The 16,250-nt window shown below is 59.3% G+C and carries 16 protein-coding genes, 1 tRNA gene and 1 pseudogene; 10 read left to right on the forward strand and 8 right to left on the reverse strand.

What is annotated here, in order from left to right:
- Nucleotides 1-39: 39 nt before the first annotated feature.
- Genes GM655_RS06385 through GM655_RS06395 form a run of 3 tightly spaced genes read right to left on the reverse strand, consistent with a single transcriptional unit; the run spans nucleotide 40 to nucleotide 2,221 of the window.
- Nucleotides 40-993: a hypothetical protein gene (locus GM655_RS06385; protein ID WP_155433706.1), complete on the reverse strand. Its 954-nt coding sequence runs from the start codon at nucleotides 991-993 to the stop codon at nucleotides 40-42.
- The gene (locus GM655_RS06390) at nucleotides 990-1,847 is read right to left on the reverse strand and encodes an ABC transporter ATP-binding protein (protein WP_155433707.1); all 858 of its coding nucleotides are present in this window, start codon (nucleotides 1,845-1,847) and stop codon (nucleotides 990-992) included. Before GM655_RS06390 ends, GM655_RS06385 begins: the two co-directional genes overlap by 4 nt.
- Nucleotides 1,844-2,221: a GntR family transcriptional regulator gene (locus tag GM655_RS06395; protein ID WP_155433708.1), complete on the reverse strand. Its 378-nt coding sequence runs from the start codon at nucleotides 2,219-2,221 to the stop codon at nucleotides 1,844-1,846. The genes GM655_RS06390 and GM655_RS06395 overlap by 4 nt, the downstream gene beginning before the upstream one ends.
- A gap of 148 nt (nucleotides 2,222-2,369) precedes the next feature.
- Here GM655_RS06395 and GM655_RS06400 point away from each other — a divergent pair, with 148 nt between their 5' ends.
- On the forward strand, nucleotides 2,370-2,930 hold the full coding sequence (locus GM655_RS06400) for a DUF1439 domain-containing protein (protein ID WP_155433709.1): 561 nt from the start codon (nucleotides 2,370-2,372) through the stop codon (nucleotides 2,928-2,930).
- A 3-nt stretch (nucleotides 2,931-2,933) separates the two neighbouring features.
- Here GM655_RS06400 and GM655_RS06405 read toward each other — a convergent pair whose 3' ends face one another.
- Entirely contained in the window at nucleotides 2,934-4,322 is a 1,389-nt protein-coding gene (locus GM655_RS06405; protein WP_155433710.1) for a DUF1501 domain-containing protein, read from the reverse strand.
- A 9-nt stretch (nucleotides 4,323-4,331) separates the two neighbouring features.
- On the reverse strand, nucleotides 4,332-5,864 hold the full coding sequence (locus GM655_RS06410) for a DUF1800 domain-containing protein (RefSeq protein ID WP_155433711.1): 1,533 nt from the start codon (nucleotides 5,862-5,864) through the stop codon (nucleotides 4,332-4,334).
- A 202-nt stretch (nucleotides 5,865-6,066) separates the two neighbouring features.
- On the opposite strand from GM655_RS06410, the gene GM655_RS06415 reads away from it, so the two are divergent.
- The gene (locus GM655_RS06415) at nucleotides 6,067-6,819 is read left to right on the forward strand and encodes a hypothetical protein (protein WP_155433712.1); all 753 of its coding nucleotides are present in this window, start codon (nucleotides 6,067-6,069) and stop codon (nucleotides 6,817-6,819) included.
- Nucleotides 6,820-6,902: 83 nt separating this feature from the next.
- On the opposite strand, the gene GM655_RS06420 is transcribed toward GM655_RS06415, so the two are convergent.
- The 3 genes from GM655_RS06420 to GM655_RS06430 all read right to left on the reverse strand — a co-directional run bounded on the left by GM655_RS06420 (nucleotide 6,903) and on the right by GM655_RS06430 (nucleotide 8,966).
- Nucleotides 6,903-7,679 (reverse strand): UDP-2,3-diacylglucosamine diphosphatase, encoded by a 777-nt coding sequence (locus GM655_RS06420; RefSeq protein ID WP_155433713.1) that lies wholly within the window; start codon nucleotides 7,677-7,679, stop codon nucleotides 6,903-6,905.
- A gap of 28 nt (nucleotides 7,680-7,707) precedes the next feature.
- Complete coding sequence (locus GM655_RS06425; protein WP_155433714.1) at nucleotides 7,708-8,202, reverse strand: peptidylprolyl isomerase; 495 nt, start codon at nucleotides 8,200-8,202, stop codon at nucleotides 7,708-7,710.
- 143 nt (nucleotides 8,203-8,345) lie between these two features.
- The gene (locus GM655_RS06430; protein ID WP_155433715.1) at nucleotides 8,346-8,966 is read right to left on the reverse strand and encodes a peptidylprolyl isomerase; all 621 of its coding nucleotides are present in this window, start codon (nucleotides 8,964-8,966) and stop codon (nucleotides 8,346-8,348) included.
- Between the two features lie 183 nt (nucleotides 8,967-9,149).
- Between GM655_RS06430 and cysS the strand changes: the two genes are divergently transcribed.
- The 8 genes and pseudogenes from cysS to GM655_RS06470 all read left to right on the forward strand — a co-directional run bounded on the left by cysS (nucleotide 9,150) and on the right by GM655_RS06470 (nucleotide 16,238).
- The gene (gene cysS, locus GM655_RS06435) at nucleotides 9,150-10,541 is read left to right on the forward strand and encodes a cysteine--tRNA ligase (RefSeq protein WP_155433716.1); all 1,392 of its coding nucleotides are present in this window, start codon (nucleotides 9,150-9,152) and stop codon (nucleotides 10,539-10,541) included.
- Nucleotides 10,541-11,197: a DNA-3-methyladenine glycosylase family protein gene (locus GM655_RS06440; protein WP_155433717.1), complete on the forward strand. Its 657-nt coding sequence runs from the start codon at nucleotides 10,541-10,543 to the stop codon at nucleotides 11,195-11,197. Before cysS ends, GM655_RS06440 begins: the two co-directional genes overlap by 1 nt.
- A gap of 76 nt (nucleotides 11,198-11,273) precedes the next feature.
- Nucleotides 11,274-12,248 (forward strand): acetyl-CoA carboxylase carboxyltransferase subunit alpha, encoded by a 975-nt coding sequence (locus GM655_RS06445; RefSeq protein WP_155433718.1) that lies wholly within the window; start codon nucleotides 11,274-11,276, stop codon nucleotides 12,246-12,248.
- A gap of 62 nt (nucleotides 12,249-12,310) precedes the next feature.
- Nucleotides 12,311-13,723, forward strand: coding sequence for a tRNA lysidine(34) synthetase TilS (gene tilS, locus GM655_RS06450; RefSeq protein WP_155433719.1), 1,413 nt, complete (start codon nucleotides 12,311-12,313; stop codon nucleotides 13,721-13,723).
- Between the two features lie 144 nt (nucleotides 13,724-13,867).
- The gene (locus GM655_RS06455) at nucleotides 13,868-15,115 is read left to right on the forward strand and encodes an aspartate kinase (protein ID WP_155433720.1); all 1,248 of its coding nucleotides are present in this window, start codon (nucleotides 13,868-13,870) and stop codon (nucleotides 15,113-15,115) included.
- A gap of 112 nt (nucleotides 15,116-15,227) precedes the next feature.
- Nucleotides 15,228-15,320 (forward strand) — tRNA-Ser (locus tag GM655_RS06460).
- A gap of 319 nt (nucleotides 15,321-15,639) precedes the next feature.
- Nucleotides 15,640-15,930 (forward strand): nucleotidyltransferase family protein, encoded by a 291-nt coding sequence (locus tag GM655_RS06465; protein ID WP_155433721.1) that lies wholly within the window; start codon nucleotides 15,640-15,642, stop codon nucleotides 15,928-15,930.
- Between the two features lie 32 nt (nucleotides 15,931-15,962).
- Nucleotides 15,963-16,238: pseudogene (locus GM655_RS06470) on the forward strand (HepT-like ribonuclease domain-containing protein).
- Nucleotides 16,239-16,250 lie beyond the last annotated feature (12 nt).

Raw genomic sequence — 16,250 nt, forward strand, 5'->3', positions numbered from 1 at the left:
CAGTGGCGGCGCAGCATCTGGCCGCCACTGCAGCAGGGCTTACACTTCCTCGCGGCGCTGGCGCATGCGCACCGCGATGGCCAGCATGATGAGGCCGGCGACGGCGCCCAGCCAGACCGATGCTCCCGTCAAGGTATGCCACGAAGCGTAGTAGGCCGATTCGAGGGGCGGCAGGTGCTGCGCGCTCAGGTGCTGCTGTACATTGTGCGCCTCGAAGCCCATCCAGCTACCCGGGATTACGCCGAGCAGTATGCGGTTGGTGACGTTGGCCGTGAACCAGCCCGCATCCAGCCCCAGATGCAGCATGCGGTCGGCCCACAGCAGCAGCAGCGAGGTGATGACAGGCGTGCCGACGGCCCACAGGAACACTTTGGAACGGGCCATGCTCGACACCATCAGCAGCCAGCCCACGGTGGGCAGGGCCCACAGGATGTACACGGGCAGCAGCGATAGCAGGCGCAATGGCGACAGATACAGGTCGGGGCTGAGCAGCAGGCCGCCGAACAGATTGGTGCCGTGACTGAGTAGCAGCACGCAGCCCGTTACCAGTATCGCCAGAGCCAGCACGATGGCCACCAGTATGGTGATCAGCGGCGCCACTACCAGCGCGAGGATGGCTTTGGAGGCCACCGTGGCAGTATCGGAAACGGGTAGCGATTTCCAGAACAGCAGGCTGCGGTCGCGCCGTTCGTCATGCAGGGCGCCCAGGCAGTAGAAGAATACCAGCAGACTGAGTAAGGCCAGCACGGGCAGGGCGGCCATGATATAGCCCTGCGCGATGGTCTCTATCATCACCGTGCGGGCCTTGCCTTCGATGGTGATGGTGCCGATCGAGAAGGCTTCCTGCGCTTCGGCGAAGCTGGCATCTTTGCCGAGCAAAATAGAGGTGATGGCCAGTATCGCCACCGCGGCAGCCACCACGACAGGTGTCCACAGCAGCATGCCTTTGTTTTCCCACATTTCGCGCTTGAGTAGCCATTTCATGGTGTTCATGCGTAGGTTCCTTTCATGGTGGCGACGAACAGATCGGCCAGCGCTGGCGTGCGCAGTTCGCCCAGATTGGCCAGCTGTGCGCGCGGTACGCCGTCGAACAGCATGATGCTTTTGCCGAATACGGCGCGCTGGTGGATAGGCTGCAGTGCCTGTGCAGCAGGGATGCTGGCTGCTTCCACCATCACTTCCGTAAAGCGTTCGCTGACTTCGTCCATTGAAGCAGACAGTTCGATCTTGCCGTCGCGGATGAACATCAGATCGCTGAGGATGTGTTCGACTTCCTCGATCTGGTGGGTGGTGATCAGGATGGTCTTGTTCTCGTCGAAGTAGTCTTCCAGCAGGTGCTGGTAGAACTGCTTGCGGTACAGGATGTCCAGCCCCAGCGTGGGTTCGTCCAGCACCAGCAGGCGCGCGTCGATGGCCATCACCAGCGCCAGATGCAGTTGCACCACCATGCCCTTGGACATGGCTTTGACCTTCATCTCCGGATCGAGCTTGGTCTGGGCCAGATATTTTTCCGCCTTGCTGCGGTCGAAGCGGGGATGCACGCCTTCGACGAAATCGAGCGCCTGCTTTACCTTCAGCCACTTGGGCAGGATGGCCACGTCAGCGATGAAGCACACATCGTTCATCAGCGCATCGCGCTGCTGGCGCGGGTCCATGCCCAGTACCGACAGTTCGCCTTCGAAGCGGGTCAGGCCGAGGATGGCTTTCAGCGTGGTGGTCTTGCCGGAACCGTTAGGACCGATCAGGCCGACGATGCGGCCAGCTGCGATGCTGAAGCTGAGGTTGTCGATGGCGGCGCGCTTGCCATACTGTTTGCGTAGGCCGCTGGCAGTGATGATGGCACTCATGATGCTGCTCCCGTGTCCGCTGCCGGTACGCTGAGCAGGGTGGCAACATCCAGCCCCAGCCGGCGGATGCGTTCGAGCATGGCGGGCCAGTCTTCGCGCAGGAAGCGTTCACGTTCCGTGGCCAGCAATTTGTCGCGGGCGCCTTCAGTCACATACATACCTAGTCCCCTTCTTTTTTCTACCAGCGTTTCGTCTACCAGCTCCTGGTAGGCGCGTGAAACCGTAATCGGGTTGAGTTGATATTCGGCGGCGATCTGCCGTACCGAGGGCAGGGCGTCGCCCGGCTTGAGTACGCCGTCCAGCATCATGCCTACAACCCGCTCCTTGAGTTGCCGATAAATCGGCGCATTGTCATTCCAGCCTATCGCAGACATACATGTAGTCCCCTTGCTGTGTGTTGATGGAGTGGTGTTGTAGTGAACTATAACACTAGATTTTGAATTTGCAAGCATTTTTTACAAGAGCAGGATCTTGCCTGTGGCGCTGGCATAATGGCGGCACGATAGACTCACCGGACTGCGTATGCCTGTACTGACCTCTTATTCCCGCTGGGCCATAGCCCTGATCTGCGGCGCCATGCTGGCTGCCTGCGCCACCCTGATAGGCCCGCGTCAGCTGGAGCTACCCCAGAGTAAATTGCAACAGAGTCTGGAGCGTAAATTCCCTGTGCACCAGCGCATGCTCGGTATCTTTGAACTGGAACTGAGCCACCCGCAGCTGGCCATCCTGGCCGAGAACGACCGCGTTTCCCTCTCGCTTGATGTGCAGGTGACGCCGCTGCTGGCGCGCCAGAACTGGCAGGGCAGCATGGTGCTGTCGGGACGGCTGAAAGTGGATACGGCGCGCAATACCGTGTATTTGAGCGATGCACACGTGGACCGCTTCGCCATGCGCGGCATGGATGAGGGCAAGCAGAATCAGGTGGCCAGCGTGGCCAATCTGCTGGCGGAATCGTCGCTGCGCGATGTGCCGGTGCACACCTTCCGCCCTGACGAACTGCGTTACGGCGGTGTGCAGTTTGTGCTGACGGGGATTAGCACCCGCCCCGGCGCGCTGCTGGCCAACGTGCAGCCGGCCCAGTAGGCTTTAGAGGAAACCCAGATTGCGGCTGCTGGCGTTGAAGTTGGCTAGCGAGGGCAGCATGGCCAGCAAGTCGCTATTCGATACGCCCATCCAGCTACCAAGCGTGGCCGCATACTGGGCGATCGAAGTGGTGGGCAGCAAGCGGCCCTGACCCACATCGTCGGGACCATCGGCTGCCACCACGGGCGCCGTGCCGTAATAGCGTCCGCCTTTGACGGCGCCGCCCAGCATGAAATGCATGCTGCCCCAGCCGTGATCGGAGCCATCGTTATTGCCGCTCAGCGTGCGGCCGAAGTCGGACGCCGTGAAGGTGGTGACCTGATTCGCCACGCCCAGTTCTACCGTACTCTGGTAGAACGCTGCCACCGCATCGGCCACGGTTTTCATCAGCACCGGATGCTGGGTCACCAGACCATCATGGGTATCGAAACCGCCGAGTGAAACGAAGAACACCTGCCGCTTGGCGCCCAGTGCCGGTGCGGCGGCGATCATGCGTGCCACCATCTTGAGCTGGTCGCCCAGACTGTTGCTGGCCGGGTAGGGCGTATTCAGCGCGCTGCTGCCGGCCAGCGCCGAGGTCAGCACATCGTTGGCAGCGATCGCACGCTGGGTGATGCGGGCATAGTCGGACTGCATCAGGTGCGGCTGGGCCTGCGTCATCAGGGTTTGCAGGGCGTTGCTGCAGGAGGCCGAGCCGAACAGGGGTTTCTGCAGCGCCGCAAACGGTACCGAGCCACTGGTCGACACCTGATACTGCACCGCCTGCTTCCCGGCGAGGAAAACGGCGTTGCCGGAAACGTTGACGCAGGTGAAGGTCGCATTGCCATTCCCGGCGGCGAACAGATCGCCCAGCATGCCGCCCCAGCCCGTCGAAGCGCCTTCCGGCATGGACGATTGCCATTCCGATTGCTGGTCGTTGTGCGAGAACAGCTTGGATGGCAGCGGCACGGATTTGTTGGCGAACTGCTGCTTGGTGGTGGGCTGGACCAGCGTGCCGACATTGAGCAGCACGCCCAGCTTGCCGGCATGGTAGATCGGCATCAGCGGCGCCAGTTCGGGTGCCAGCGCGTACTGGTGCGCCACACCGTTGACGTCGACGGGCGCGTTGGCGGTGCTCAGCACGGTGCTGCCGAGTGCGCTGCGCTGGTAGGCCAGATTCGGCCGTAGATTGAAGTAGTTGTTGAAGCTGCTGGCGTCATAGGGCACCAGCGTGTTGGCGTAGTCATTGCCGCCATACAGAAACACGCAGACGATAGCTTTGTAATCGTTGGCATTGGCTGCCGAGGCTTCGGCCATCGCGGCCAGATTGATGGCCAGCGGCGAGGCTACACCGCTCAGGGCCAGTGCAGAAGCGCGTTGCAGGAAGGCGCGGCGGGAGAGTTCGGTAGTCATGGCGGCCTCTTATTGTTGGATCAGGTATTCCGGCGCGGCCATGACCATGGTCAGTGCGGCGTAGATGCGGTTATTCAAGGCGTTCGGGCTATTCGCCGGCATGGTGTCGAGCGCGCCGCGGATCAGACCCAGCGTGGCGCCGCCGAGCTGGCCGGCCGCCAGCACCTGATTGATTTCGGCCAGCAGGCTTTGCGCATTGGCGGCCAGCGGCAGCAGGCTGCTGTAGTCGGGCAGCACGTCGCCTATGCCTTTGCTGATCATGCGCTGCATGAAGTTGACGTAGCCGACCACGGACGATTCATTGGTCAGTTGGAACTCGGGCGCCACCAGCCCCAGCTTGGCGATCGCGCTGTTCGGCGGCACATAGCCGGGCCGGTAGAAATTGAATACGGAGGGTGAGCGTAGCGGACTCTGTCCCAGCCGTGTGGCCGCATCGCTGGTGTTGCCGATGGCCCAGTTGTCGCCGGCCGAGCTGACATTGTAGGCGCGTGCCCAGGCCACCAGACGTAGCATGGGCTCGCGCAGCTTGCCGTAGCTGGCGTTGATATAGGCTTCGTTGCGCGCTTCGGGATCGAGCAGCAGCGCCTTGACGACGGCGGCCAGATTGCCTTTGACGCCACGCCCATCGTTATTGAATACGCCCGCAACCCGGGCCACATAGGCTGGCGAAGGATTGCTGGTGACCAGCTTCTGGATCAACTGGCGGCTAATGAATGGCGCCACGTTGGGATGAGCATAAATGATGTCGATCGCAGCCTTGAGCGCATCGGCCCCGGACAGGCCGGCCGGCACAGTGCTGCCGAGGAAGGTGGAAGCCCCTGTTTCATGGCGTTTGGCGATCTGCAGCATAGGACGGCGCAGGAAGTCCGGCGTGTCTTTGCTGGTGCCCGTCAGGTCGAAGTCCCAGCCCGTGAAGACGCGGGCCAGCCCCGTGATGTCGCTGAGGCCATAGGTTTCCTGCGGATTGCCATTCACCAGTTTTGGCGTGCCATCGAGATTCAACTGGATCAGGCCGATGCTGAACAGCTGCATGATTTCGCGCGCATAGTTTTCGTCGGGTAGCGCGCCCGTGCTGGGGTTCTGCTTGGCGTTGCCGCGGAAGGTCAGATACTGCCCCATGGGTGCGCTGGTCGAGATGGCGGCCAGCAAGTTGCGGTAGTTGCCGAAAGCGTGATCTTCCAGCAGATCGAGATAGGCAGCGGCCGAGAAGCTGCGCCACGGTGCCCCCACCAGCCCGCTGATGGCTACTACGCAGATTTCGGACAGGGCCAGCGTCACGCGCTGGCGCAAGGTGTCGGGGGCGCTGATCAGCTTGCGCCATGCGCAGGCGTCGAAGCCATGTTCGGAATTGCGGAAACTGGCGTTGCTATAACCTTTGTCCACCAGCCAGTCCCAGCGCGTGCCGGAGCGCGGCGCAGCCAGCTGGGCATCTATCCAGGCCGCATAGCCCGAGCTTTGAACGCGGGAGATTTCGGCGCGCGTGGCGCCCATGGACGCTTGTGCGAGAAAGCGCGAAGCAGCGTTCGCGGTGAGAGTGGGCATGGCGGCGTCCTTCGCGCTGGTCTGGGTGTACGTGGTATTGCTCCGTGGTAATTTATGCCTATTTACCTCAGTCCGCCATCGGTTTTTTGTAACGTACCGTTACCCGCAGTGGCAGCTACCTTAAATAATAGGCAAGCTTTCTTGTGGGCGCGGGCAAACACTTCTACAATGCGCGAGATTCGCCTAGAGGGGAGCAAGCGTAATGACGATATTTGGTGTTGGACTGCATGTGCTGATAGCACTGTTTTTTGCCGTGCATGTGATCCGTAGCGGTCAGCAGTTGTACTGGCTGATGATCCTGTTTATGTTCCCGCTGCTGGGGAGTGTGGTGTATTTCATCGCCATCTACCTGCCTGATTCTAAGCTGCACCATGGGGCGCGGCAGGCAGTGGCCGTGGCCGCACGCGCGATGGACCCGGGACGCGAACTGCGCGAAGCACGCGAAGCCTATGATTTCACGCCGACGGCACAGAACCAGATGCGGCTGGCGGCGGCCCAGCTGGCGGCAGGCGCTGCTGCTGAGGCAGCGGCCACTTATGAAGCCTGTTTGCAGGGGCCGTTTGCGGGCGATCTGGAAATCCGTTTCGGTGCGGCCCGTGCCAGTCTGGCGGCGAGTAATGCCGGCGCGGCAGTGACGCATCTGCAGACCATACGCACCAGTGATGCCGGCTTCCGTGGCGAACAGGTGACCTTGCTGCTGGCACAGGCGCTGGCGGCGGCTGGCCGTGCCAGCGAGGCGGGTGCCGAGTTCGATCATGCGCTGGCGCGCTACAACAGCTTTGCTACGCAAGCCGAGTATGCGATCTGGGCGGCAGGGCAAGGCGATGCTGCCAAAGCGCACCAGTTGTATGCGGAACTGCAGCGCACCATGGATCGCTGGAACCGCCATACGCGCGACATGAATCAGGAACTGATACGGCGGCTGCAGGCGGCCATGGCCGCGCTGCCACGTTAAGGCGGGCGGGATTTAGGGCTGGCTAGTGTGCTTTAGTGTGGACTAGTGCGTTCTAGTCGGGATTAGAAAACCGGAAAAAAAACCTAGTCCACCAGCGCTGTGCCATCCAGCGCGTGGCGCGTGATGGCGCCATCGAGGCCGATGGCGATCCAGCCGCCGCGCGCAGGCGTGGCTTCCGGCTCCCAGTCGGGCAGCACGTAGCGGCGCTTGCCGTCTTGCACGTGCAGGGCTGGGCGGTGCGTATGGCCGTGGATCATCACGTCGCATGCCGTTTCGGCAAACACGGCAGCAATCGCGGCCGGTGTCACATCCATGATGTCGTAGCTTTTGTTGCCCTGATCCTTGCGGCTGCTTTCGCGCATGCCGGCTATGATGGCTTTGCGCTGGGCTAGCGGCGTGGCGAGGAACTGCTGCTGCCATGCGGGCTGGCGCACCATGGCGCGGAAAGCCATGTACTGGGTGTCTTCGGTGCACTGGGCGTCGCCATGCAGCAGCACCACGCGCTGACCAGCGATGGTGGCAACGTGAGGTTCGGTCAGCAGGGTCACACCGGCAGTCCGGGCGAATTCGGCACCGACGAGGAAATCGCGGTTGCCTGCGATCCAGTAGATGGCCACGCCAGCGTCGCTCAGCGCGCGCAGGGCGGCAATAATCTGTTGATGATAATCGTCGTGCAGGTCGTCGTCACCGGCCCAATATTCGAACAGGTCGCCCAGCAGATAGAGTTGTTGCGTGTGCCTAGCCTGCTGCTCCAGAAAGCGCAGAAACGCCGCCGTGGTGGCGGGCTGGCCGGACTGCAGATGCAGATCGGAGATAAACAGCGCGCCGGTCTGGCCGGCGCGCGTGTTGTGAGTCGTCATAAGGAATCCGACTTGTCAGCCTAGTGAATTAGGCAGCCAGTTCGATTTTCTCGATGATGATGTCTTCCACTGGCACGTCAGCGAACATGCCGGCGCGGGTGGTTTTGACTTTCTTAATCTGGTCAACCACTTCGGTGCCGGCGGTAACTTTGCCGAACACAGCGTAGCCCCAGCCGTCCTGGCCTGGGTAGTCCAGGAAGCTGTTGTTCTTCACGTTGATGAAGAACTGTGCCGAAGCCGAGTGCGGTGCCGAGGTACGGGCCATGGCCAGCGTGTACGGCTCGTTTTTCAGGCCGTTCTTGGCTTCATTCTCTACCGTGGTTTCGGTCGGCTTCTGTTTCATGCCTGGTTCAAAACCGCCGCCCTGGATCATGAAACCGTCGATCACGCGGTGGAAGATGGTGTTGCTGTAGTGGCCGGCTTCCATGTAGGCGAGGAAGTTGGCAACGGTTTTAGGGGCTTTTTCCGCGTTCAGTTCAACGGTGATGTTGCCCAGATTGGTGGTGATGATTACGTTGGTCATATGTTTATCCTGAGTGAACAATGAAGCTAATAGGCTACTTCAAAAGGCCCGCAGCTTCGTTGCGGCTCCTCGCCGTGCAAGTGCACTGTCTTCGTCGCCGCGCCTCGCTGCGCGCATTTTGAAATAGCCATAAGGGCGCTATTTTACTGTTTTGGCGCGATAGGCGTCTTTAAAATTGTGGCCGACTTGATCACGACGGGTACCACAGGGATGTTCTGGAAGCTGCCCTTGTCGTCCACCAGCACGGCTTTGATGCGGTCCACCACTTCCTGACCCTTCACCACCTTGCCGAACACGGTGTAGCCGAAGCCGTCGCGGCCCGGGTAGTTGAGGGCGTCGTTATTGGCCACGTTGATGAAGAACTGCGAAGTGGCCGAGTTCGGGTCGCCGGTGCGCGCCATGGCGATGGTATAGGTGTTATTGGTCAAGCCGTTCTGCGATTCGATGGGCACGGGTTTGTTGGTTTTTTTCTGCACCAGCTTCTCGTCGAAGCCGCCGCCCTGAATCATGAAACCATCGATGACGCGGTGGAAAATCGTGCCTTTATAGAAACCTGCCTTCACATAGTTGATGAAGTTATCCACGGTTTTAGGGGCTTTTTCACCGTTCAGTTCCACCACGATATCCCCCATGGTAGTTTTGATTTCTACCTGCGGGGTGGCTGGAGCGGCCGCTGGCGTAGCAGCCAGTGCGGCGCCGGACAGGGCCACGCCTGCGAACAGGGACATCAGTTTGCCGAACAGGGTAGGCTGGGATACTTGCATTGTTACTTCCTTGTCTAGTTATAGGCGGTGTTGTGTAGATCGAATTGCCAAAAAATCATAAGGCATATCGGGACTATGCGGTTTTTATCAATGCTATACTTGCCCATTCTACTCCTTCAGAGTGGAAAGATTAAACGGGTGTACCTGCCGGTCGCGCCGATAAAGAGAACATAGCAAGAGCCGATGAGCAATTTAAAGATTTACAACACGCTAGCGCGTGACAAGCAGACTTTCGTACCGATTCAAGCTGGCAAAGTCCGCATGTATGTATGCGGTATGACCATCTATGATTACTGCCACATCGGCCATGCGCGCATGATGATGGCGTTCGACGTGATGTACCGCTGGCTGATGGCTTCCGGCTACGAGGTGACTTACGCCCGTAACATTACCGATATCGATGACAAGATCATCAAGCGCGCCGTAGAAAACGGCGAAACTATCTCGCAGCTGACCACCCGCTTCACCCAGTACATGGATGAAGATACCCAGGCGCTGGGCATATTGCCGCCGACGCTGGTGCCGCGCGCGACCCAGTATGTGCCGCAGATGCTGGCCCTGATCGAAAAACTCGAGGCCAAGAATCTGGCCTATCAGGGTGAAGACGGCGATGTGAACTATGCCGTGCGTAACTTCCATAACTATGGCCGCCTGTCCGGCAAATCGCTGGACGATCTGCGCGCGGGCGAGCGCGTGGATGTCAACACGGGCAAGCGTGATCCGCTCGACTTCGTGCTGTGGAAAGCCTCGAAAGAATCCGAACCGGAAGAAGTGAAATGGGATTCCAAGTGGGGCAAGGGCCGTCCGGGCTGGCACATCGAGTGCTCGGCCATGTGCTCGGCACTGCTCGGTGAACACTTCGACATCCATGGTGGCGGTGCCGACCTGCAGTTCCCGCACCACGAAAACGAAATCGCGCAGTCGGAAGGCGCGTTTGGCCGTCCTCCCGTGAACTACTGGGTGCATAACGGCTTTGTGCGCGTGGATAACGAGAAAATGTCCAAATCGCTGGGCAATTTTTTCACCATCCGCGATGTGCTGAAAAAATACGATGCCGAAGTAGTGCGTTTCTTCATTCTGCGCGCCCACTACCGCAGCCCGCTCAATTACTCGGACGCTCACCTCGACGACGCGCGTGGCGCACTGACCCGTTTGTACACGGCGCTGGATGGCGTGGCCGACGATGGTTCGGCGCTGGACTGGCAGGGCGAGCAGGCCCGCCGCTTCGCCGAAGCGATGGACGATGACTTCAATACCCCGCTGGCCGTAGCGGCCCTGTTCGAACTCGCAACCGAGCTGAACAAGTCGAAATCGCCGCGCGTGGCGGCTCAGCTCAAAGCGCTGGCCGGTGTGCTGGGCTTGCTGCAACGCAGCCCGCAAGCCTTCCTGCAGGCTTCGGTAGGCGAAGCGGGCGGCGCAGGCGATGCAGCGATTGCTGATGCGATCGCACAGCGCGCTGCGGCCAAGAAGGCCCGCAATTTCGCCGAATCCGACCGGATTCGTGCCGAACTGCTGGCTGCTGGCATCATCCTCGAAGACAAGCCTGACGGCACGACCAACTGGCGCCGCGCATAATGGTCACGGCCAAGGATAACGGGGGCGCAGGCCCGGTCACGGCAGTACCGCCGTACTGGGAGCAGGCCAAAATCGAGCTCATGAAGCGTGATCGCATCATGAAAAAGCTGATTCCGCAATTTGGCGACCTGTATCTGGTCGGCCATAGCGACCCGTTCACGACCTTGGCCCGTTCCGTTGTAGGGCAGCAGGTGACGGCCAAGGTGGCCGATGCTGCCTGGGCCAAGCTATTGCTGCTGAGCCCGAAATGCACGCCGGCTCAGATCATCAAGGCTGGTGCCGAGCAGTTGGCTGCTTGCGGTTTGTCCAAGCGCAAGACCGAGTACATCCTTGATCTTGCCGACCACTTCAAAAACAAGCGCGTTCATACTGCCCAGTGGGACCAGATGGACGATGAAGCGGTGATTGCGGAACTCACGCAAATTCGTGGCATCGGCCGCTGGACGGCCGAGATGTTTTTGATTTTTAACCTGCTGCGGCCTAATGTTCTGCCGCTCGACGACCCCGGTCTGATCCAGGGCATCAGCCAGAATTACTTCTCCGGCGAGCCGGTTTCGCGCAGCGATGCACGCGAAGTTTCGGCCAACTGGGAGCCCTGGCGTACGGTGGCGACATGGTATTTATGGCGTAGTCTCGATCCGCTTGCTGTAGAATAGACACTCTAATCGCTGAGCGAGGTCTTATCATGCTTGTCTGCAAGACCCCACGGCGGAGAATAAACACGGAGGTACAATGACTAAAACGACTTTCCTCAACTTTGAGCAACCGATCGCCGAACTTGATGGCAAAATCGAAGAACTGCGTTTCGTCCAGGACGATTCGGCGGTCGATATCTCTGAGGAGATCGACCGTCTGGCCAAAAAGAGCCAGCAACTGACCAAAGATATCTACGCCAAGCTGACCCCATGGCAGGTCGCGCAGATTGCGCGCCATCCGCAGCGTCCATATACCATGGACTATGTGAACGAAATCTTCACCGACTTCCACGAACTGCACGGCGACCGCACCTATGCGGACGACCTGTCCGTGGTCGGCGGTCTGGCCCGTTTCAACGGTCAGGCCTGTATGGTCATCGGCCACCAGAAGGGCCGTGACACCAAGGAACGCGCGATGCGCAACTTCGGCATGCCTAAGCCTGAGGGCTACCGCAAAGCGATGCGCCTGATGAAGCTGGCGGAAAAATTTGGTATTCCCATCTTCACCTTCGTCGACACCCCGGGTGCATTCCCCGGCATCGACGCGGAAGAGCGCGGCCAATCGGAAGCCATCGGCCACAATCTGTACGTGATGGCCGAACTGAAAGTGCCACTGATCGCCACCATCATCGGTGAAGGCGGTTCTGGCGGTGCACTGGCGATTGCCGTGGGCGATGCCGTGCTGATGTTGCAATATGCGACCTATTCGGTGATTTCGCCGGAAGGCTGCGCCTCGATTCTGTGGAAGACATCGGAGCGTGCAGCCGATGCGGCCGAAGCACTGGGTCTGACGGCCCACCGTCTGAAAGCCATGGGCCTGATCGACAAGATCGTCAACGAGCCACTGGGTGGTGCACACCGCGATCCGAAACAGATGGCCACGCTGCTCAAGCGTGCGCTGGCTGATTCGCTGCGTCAGTTCCACGGCATGAAGACCAAGGACCTGCTGGAAGCGCGTCACGAGAAGCTGATGAGCTACGGTAAGTTCAAAGAGACCACGCCGCAGGAATAAGCGGGCGCGGCATCAACAAGAGTCGGGGGCGCTGCCCCCGATTTGCATTTTTGGAGCAGGCATTGAAGAAGCAACAGATTCCTACCCTGAGCAGCATCTTTGCTCAGGCCACCAGCGCTGCACTGGCGCGCGTACAGGCCGATGGCAGCAGCGCAAGGCCGCGCATGGCGGTCGCGCTCAGCGGCGGCCTCGATTCGTCCGCCTTGCTGCATCTGGCGCACGGCTACGCGCGCGAGCATGGCTTAGAACTGTTTGCGTTCCACATCCACCATGGTCTGAGCCCGAATGCGGATCACTGGCTGACGCACTGTGAGCAGGCCTGTGCCGCGCTAGGCGTAACGTTCGAGGCGCAGCGGGTGCAATTGACGGAGCAGGGCAAGACGGGCACCGAGGCCGCCGCGCGCAAAGTGCGCTACGCAGCTTTAGGCGGCCTGTGCGCGCGCCACGACGTCCGTTTGCTGCTGACCGCACACCACCTCGACGATCAGGCTGAAACCGTGCTACTGCAACTGCTGCGCGGTTCCGGCACTGCCGGCCTGTCCGGCATGGATGCGGCCAATGCGGCGCCGGAATTGCTGGCCAATCCGGTGCTGGTCATGGCGCGTCCCTTGCTGCCTGTGTCGCGCAAGCAGCTCGACGCATATGTGGCAGTGCAGCAGATCAGCCATATACACGACGAATCGAATGACGATGCGCGTTTTGCCCGCAATGCGCTGCGCCACAAGGTGATGCCGGCGCTGGACGCGGCCTTCCCCGGTTTTCAGGAACGCTTCGCGCGCAGCGCCCAGCACGCCCAGTCGGCCCAGCGCCTGCTGACCGAACTGGCCGAGCAGGATCTGGCCCAGTGCCTGGACGGCGACAGTCTGGATGTGACCAAACTGCGCAGCCTGAGCGCCGACCGTTGTGCCAATCTGCTGCGCCACTGGTTCAAGGTGCGCCAGTTGCGCATGCCGAGTTCGGCATGGCTGAGCGAAATGCTGACCCAGCTGCTGGAAGCCCGTTACGACGCTCAGTTGCTGGTGACTCATCCGGACTGCCATGTGCGCCGTCATCGCGACCGCTTATATCTGACGCCCAAGCTGGCAGCACTGGAAGGAGAGCGGGAAGATCAATTCGACCAGTCGCCCGGCACCACGTTTAGCTGGAACGGCGAGACGGAACTGGCGTTTCCTGCGTACGGCGGCGTGCTGCATTTCGATCGCGCCGAGCAGGGGCTGGACCCACAATGGCTGCAGCAGCAGGCGCTGGTGATCGAGTTCCGCCGCGGCGGTGAGCGCTTGAAACTGGCCGAGAACCGGCCTACGCGCGGCATCAAATACCACTATCAGGCGCTGAACATCCCCGCGTGGGAACGTGGCCGCCTGCCCGTTGTGAGCGCGCCGCAACAGTTGCTATTCGCGGCGGGCATAGGCATGGATTGCAATAAGTTGACTACAGGCACTGATCGTATCCGTCTGCGCTGGCAAGCAGTATAGACATTTGTCTGTTTCTGCCGAATTTTGTATGTAGATATGCTTATTCGGTATGACTTTATCTGTTTTTTGACTTGTTATTTTGCAGTGCGGCATGTAGAGTTTAGGGTTCCATTTACCTTTATTTGAGCGGAAAAACTCACTGTTATGGCTTTAATCGTGCACAAATACGGCGGTACGTCGATGGGTTCGACGGACCGTATCAAGAACGTGGCGCGGCGTGTCGCCAAGTGGCATGACGCAGGTCACCGCATTGTTGTGGTGCCTTCGGCTATGTCCGGCGAAACGAATCGCCTGATCGCGCTGGCGAAAGAAATTCAAGAGCAGCCTGACCCACGTGAACTCGACATGATCGCCTCGACCGGCGAACAGGTGTCGGTGGGCCTGCTGTCGATGGCCCTGCTGGCTATTGGCAAGAAGGCGGTGTCCTACGCCGGCTGGCAAGTTGCGATTAAAACCGATTCCGCTTTCACTAAAGCCCGTATTCAATCGATCGACAACGAGAAGGTGAACCGTGATCTGGATGACGGCAAGATCGTCATCATCACCGGCTTCCAGGGCGTGGACGAGGGCGGCAACATCTCGACGCTGGGTCGCGGTGGTTCGGATACTTCGGCCGTGGCGATTGCGGCCGCGATGAAGGCCGACGAATGCCTGATCTTCACCGACGTCGATGGCGTCTACACCACCGACCCGCGCGTGGTGTCGGAAGCGCGTCGCCTGAAGGCGATTACCTTCGAAGAGATGCTGGAACTGGCGTCGCTGGGCTCGAAAGTCCTGCAGACCCGTTCGGTGGAATTCGCCGGTAACTATCGCGTGCCGACCCGCGTGCTGTCGTCACTGACCGACCCTATGCTGGACATCAATGTCGAAGCTAACTCGGGTACCCTGATTTCGTTTGAGGAAGATACAAACATGGAACAAGCAGTCATCTCCGGTATCGCGTTTAACCGCGATGAGGCCAAAATCACCGTGCTGGGCGTACCGGATCGTCCGGGCGTGGCCTACCACATTCTGGGCCCGGTGGCCGATGCCAATATCGAAGTCGACATGATCATACAGAATCAGTCGGTTGACGGTAAAACCGATTTCACCTTCACCGTTTCGCGCAATGACTACCAGCGCGCTGTGGACGTGCTGAACAGCACCAAGGCCGAACTGGGCGCAGCCAGCATCACTGGCGACGCCAAAGTGTCGAAGATCTCGGTGGTGGGCGTGGGCATGCGCAGCCACGTGGGCGTGGCATCGCAGATGTTCCGTACCCTTTCGGAAGAGGGCATCAACATCATGATGATCTCGACTTCTGAGATCAAAATCTCGGTGCTGATCGACGAGAAATACATGGAACTGGCTGTGCGCGCACTGCACAAAGCGTTCGAACTGGAAAAAGCATAATTTTTTCAAAAAAATCGCCTAGTAGCCTTGACCAAACCCAGTGCGGTCTATACTATAGCGGTCGTCTGCTGTAGCGCAGTTAGCAAAGCAGACATAGTTGAGTAATCGACTAGGAGACGTGGCCGAGTGGCCGAAGGCACTTCCCTGCTAAGGAAGCATACGGGCAAAACCTGTATCGTGGGTTCGAATCCCACCGTCTCCGCCAGGAAACTTTGTTAGAGAGAATCTTTAACAATCAAAGAAGCCCGCTAGCTATGAAGCTGCGGGCTTTTTTGTTTTGGTTCGGAAAATTTGTGTCGCCAATAGGTATCCCGAATTCTCCCTTTCCAGATGATGTCTCCCTTTGAGGGATAGGCCTAGCAAACACTTTTGAGGGTCAATTTGAGGGTTGCGGGCTCATGTAGTTTATCTGGCCTTGTAGGACCGAATTAAGTCCGTCAGGATATCGAAAGCCCAATTGTGCAAGACGTCCTTTTACTTGCGCTAAAATGGCCGTGACAATTCCCAACGCTGTGAACAAAGCCATGCGACCATCTACCGCACTTGAACTGCACCGAATCGCTGTACGCCAATCCGCAAGCCGCTTCCGTACGGTAAATCCGCGCGTATTCGGATCGGTACTGCACGGCACGGATATGGATGGCAGTGACCTGGATTTACTGGTAGACGCTTTGCCCGGTGTGACCTTGTTTGATCTGGGCGGATTGCAGGACGAGCTGGAATCCTTGTTGGGTATTCAGGTTGATCTGCTGACGCCAGCTGACTTGCCCGTCAAATTCCGTGACAGCGTGCTCGCTGAAGCATTGCCGGTATGAGCGAAAATAGGCTTTCTGACTATTTGGAACACATGTGGGAGGCCGCATCCGATGCCTGTAGTTTTGTTGACGGCATGAGTAAAGATGGGTTTCTGGCCGATAAGCGGACGCAGCAGGCTGTCATTATGAGCGTCATCATAACGAGTGAAGCAGCGACCAAGGTTATGAATGGTTTTGTTGAATTTTCACTAGCGCATCCGTAAATACCATGGTGTGCTACGCGGGGGATGCGTAACCGGATAGCCCACGGCTATTCCGACATCAATCTGGATGTGGTGTGGGATACCGTGCAATTGGCGTTGCCGTAGCTCTTAAAGCAA

Source organism: Pseudoduganella danionis (genome assembly GCF_009720775.1).
GTDB lineage: Bacteria > Pseudomonadota > Gammaproteobacteria > Burkholderiales > Burkholderiaceae_D > Rugamonas > Rugamonas danionis.

Excerpts from the sequence above, each read along its gene's own strand:
- GM655_RS06390 (WP_155433707.1), bottom strand. The coding sequence starts at position 1,847 with ATGAGTGCCATCATCACTGCCAGCGGCCTACGCAAACAGTATGGCAAG.
- GM655_RS06420 (WP_155433713.1), bottom strand. The coding sequence starts at position 7,679 with ATGACGACTCACAACACGCGCGCCGGCCAGACCGGCGCGCTGTTTATC.
- GM655_RS06430 (WP_155433715.1), bottom strand. The coding sequence starts at position 8,966 with ATGCAAGTATCCCAGCCTACCCTGTTCGGCAAACTGATGTCCCTGTTC.
- GM655_RS06415 (WP_155433712.1), top strand. The coding sequence starts at position 6,067 with ATGACGATATTTGGTGTTGGACTGCATGTGCTGATAGCACTGTTTTTT.
- GM655_RS06425 (WP_155433714.1), bottom strand. The coding sequence starts at position 8,202 with ATGACCAACGTAATCATCACCACCAATCTGGGCAACATCACCGTTGAA.
- GM655_RS06395 (WP_155433708.1), bottom strand. The coding sequence starts at position 2,221 with ATGTCTGCGATAGGCTGGAATGACAATGCGCCGATTTATCGGCAACTC.
- GM655_RS06410 (WP_155433711.1), bottom strand. The coding sequence starts at position 5,864 with ATGCCCACTCTCACCGCGAACGCTGCTTCGCGCTTTCTCGCACAAGCG.
- GM655_RS06405 (WP_155433710.1), bottom strand. The coding sequence starts at position 4,322 with ATGACTACCGAACTCTCCCGCCGCGCCTTCCTGCAACGCGCTTCTGCA.
- GM655_RS06465 (WP_155433721.1), top strand. The coding sequence starts at position 15,640 with ATGCGACCATCTACCGCACTTGAACTGCACCGAATCGCTGTACGCCAA.
- GM655_RS06440 (WP_155433717.1), top strand. The coding sequence starts at position 10,541 with ATGGTCACGGCCAAGGATAACGGGGGCGCAGGCCCGGTCACGGCAGTA.
- GM655_RS06445 (WP_155433718.1), top strand. The coding sequence starts at position 11,274 with ATGACTAAAACGACTTTCCTCAACTTTGAGCAACCGATCGCCGAACTT.
- GM655_RS06400 (WP_155433709.1), top strand. The coding sequence starts at position 2,370 with ATGCCTGTACTGACCTCTTATTCCCGCTGGGCCATAGCCCTGATCTGC.
- cysS (WP_155433716.1), top strand. The coding sequence starts at position 9,150 with ATGAGCAATTTAAAGATTTACAACACGCTAGCGCGTGACAAGCAGACT.
- GM655_RS06385 (WP_155433706.1), bottom strand. The coding sequence starts at position 993 with ATGAACACCATGAAATGGCTACTCAAGCGCGAAATGTGGGAAAACAAA.
- GM655_RS06455 (WP_155433720.1), top strand. The coding sequence starts at position 13,868 with ATGGCTTTAATCGTGCACAAATACGGCGGTACGTCGATGGGTTCGACG.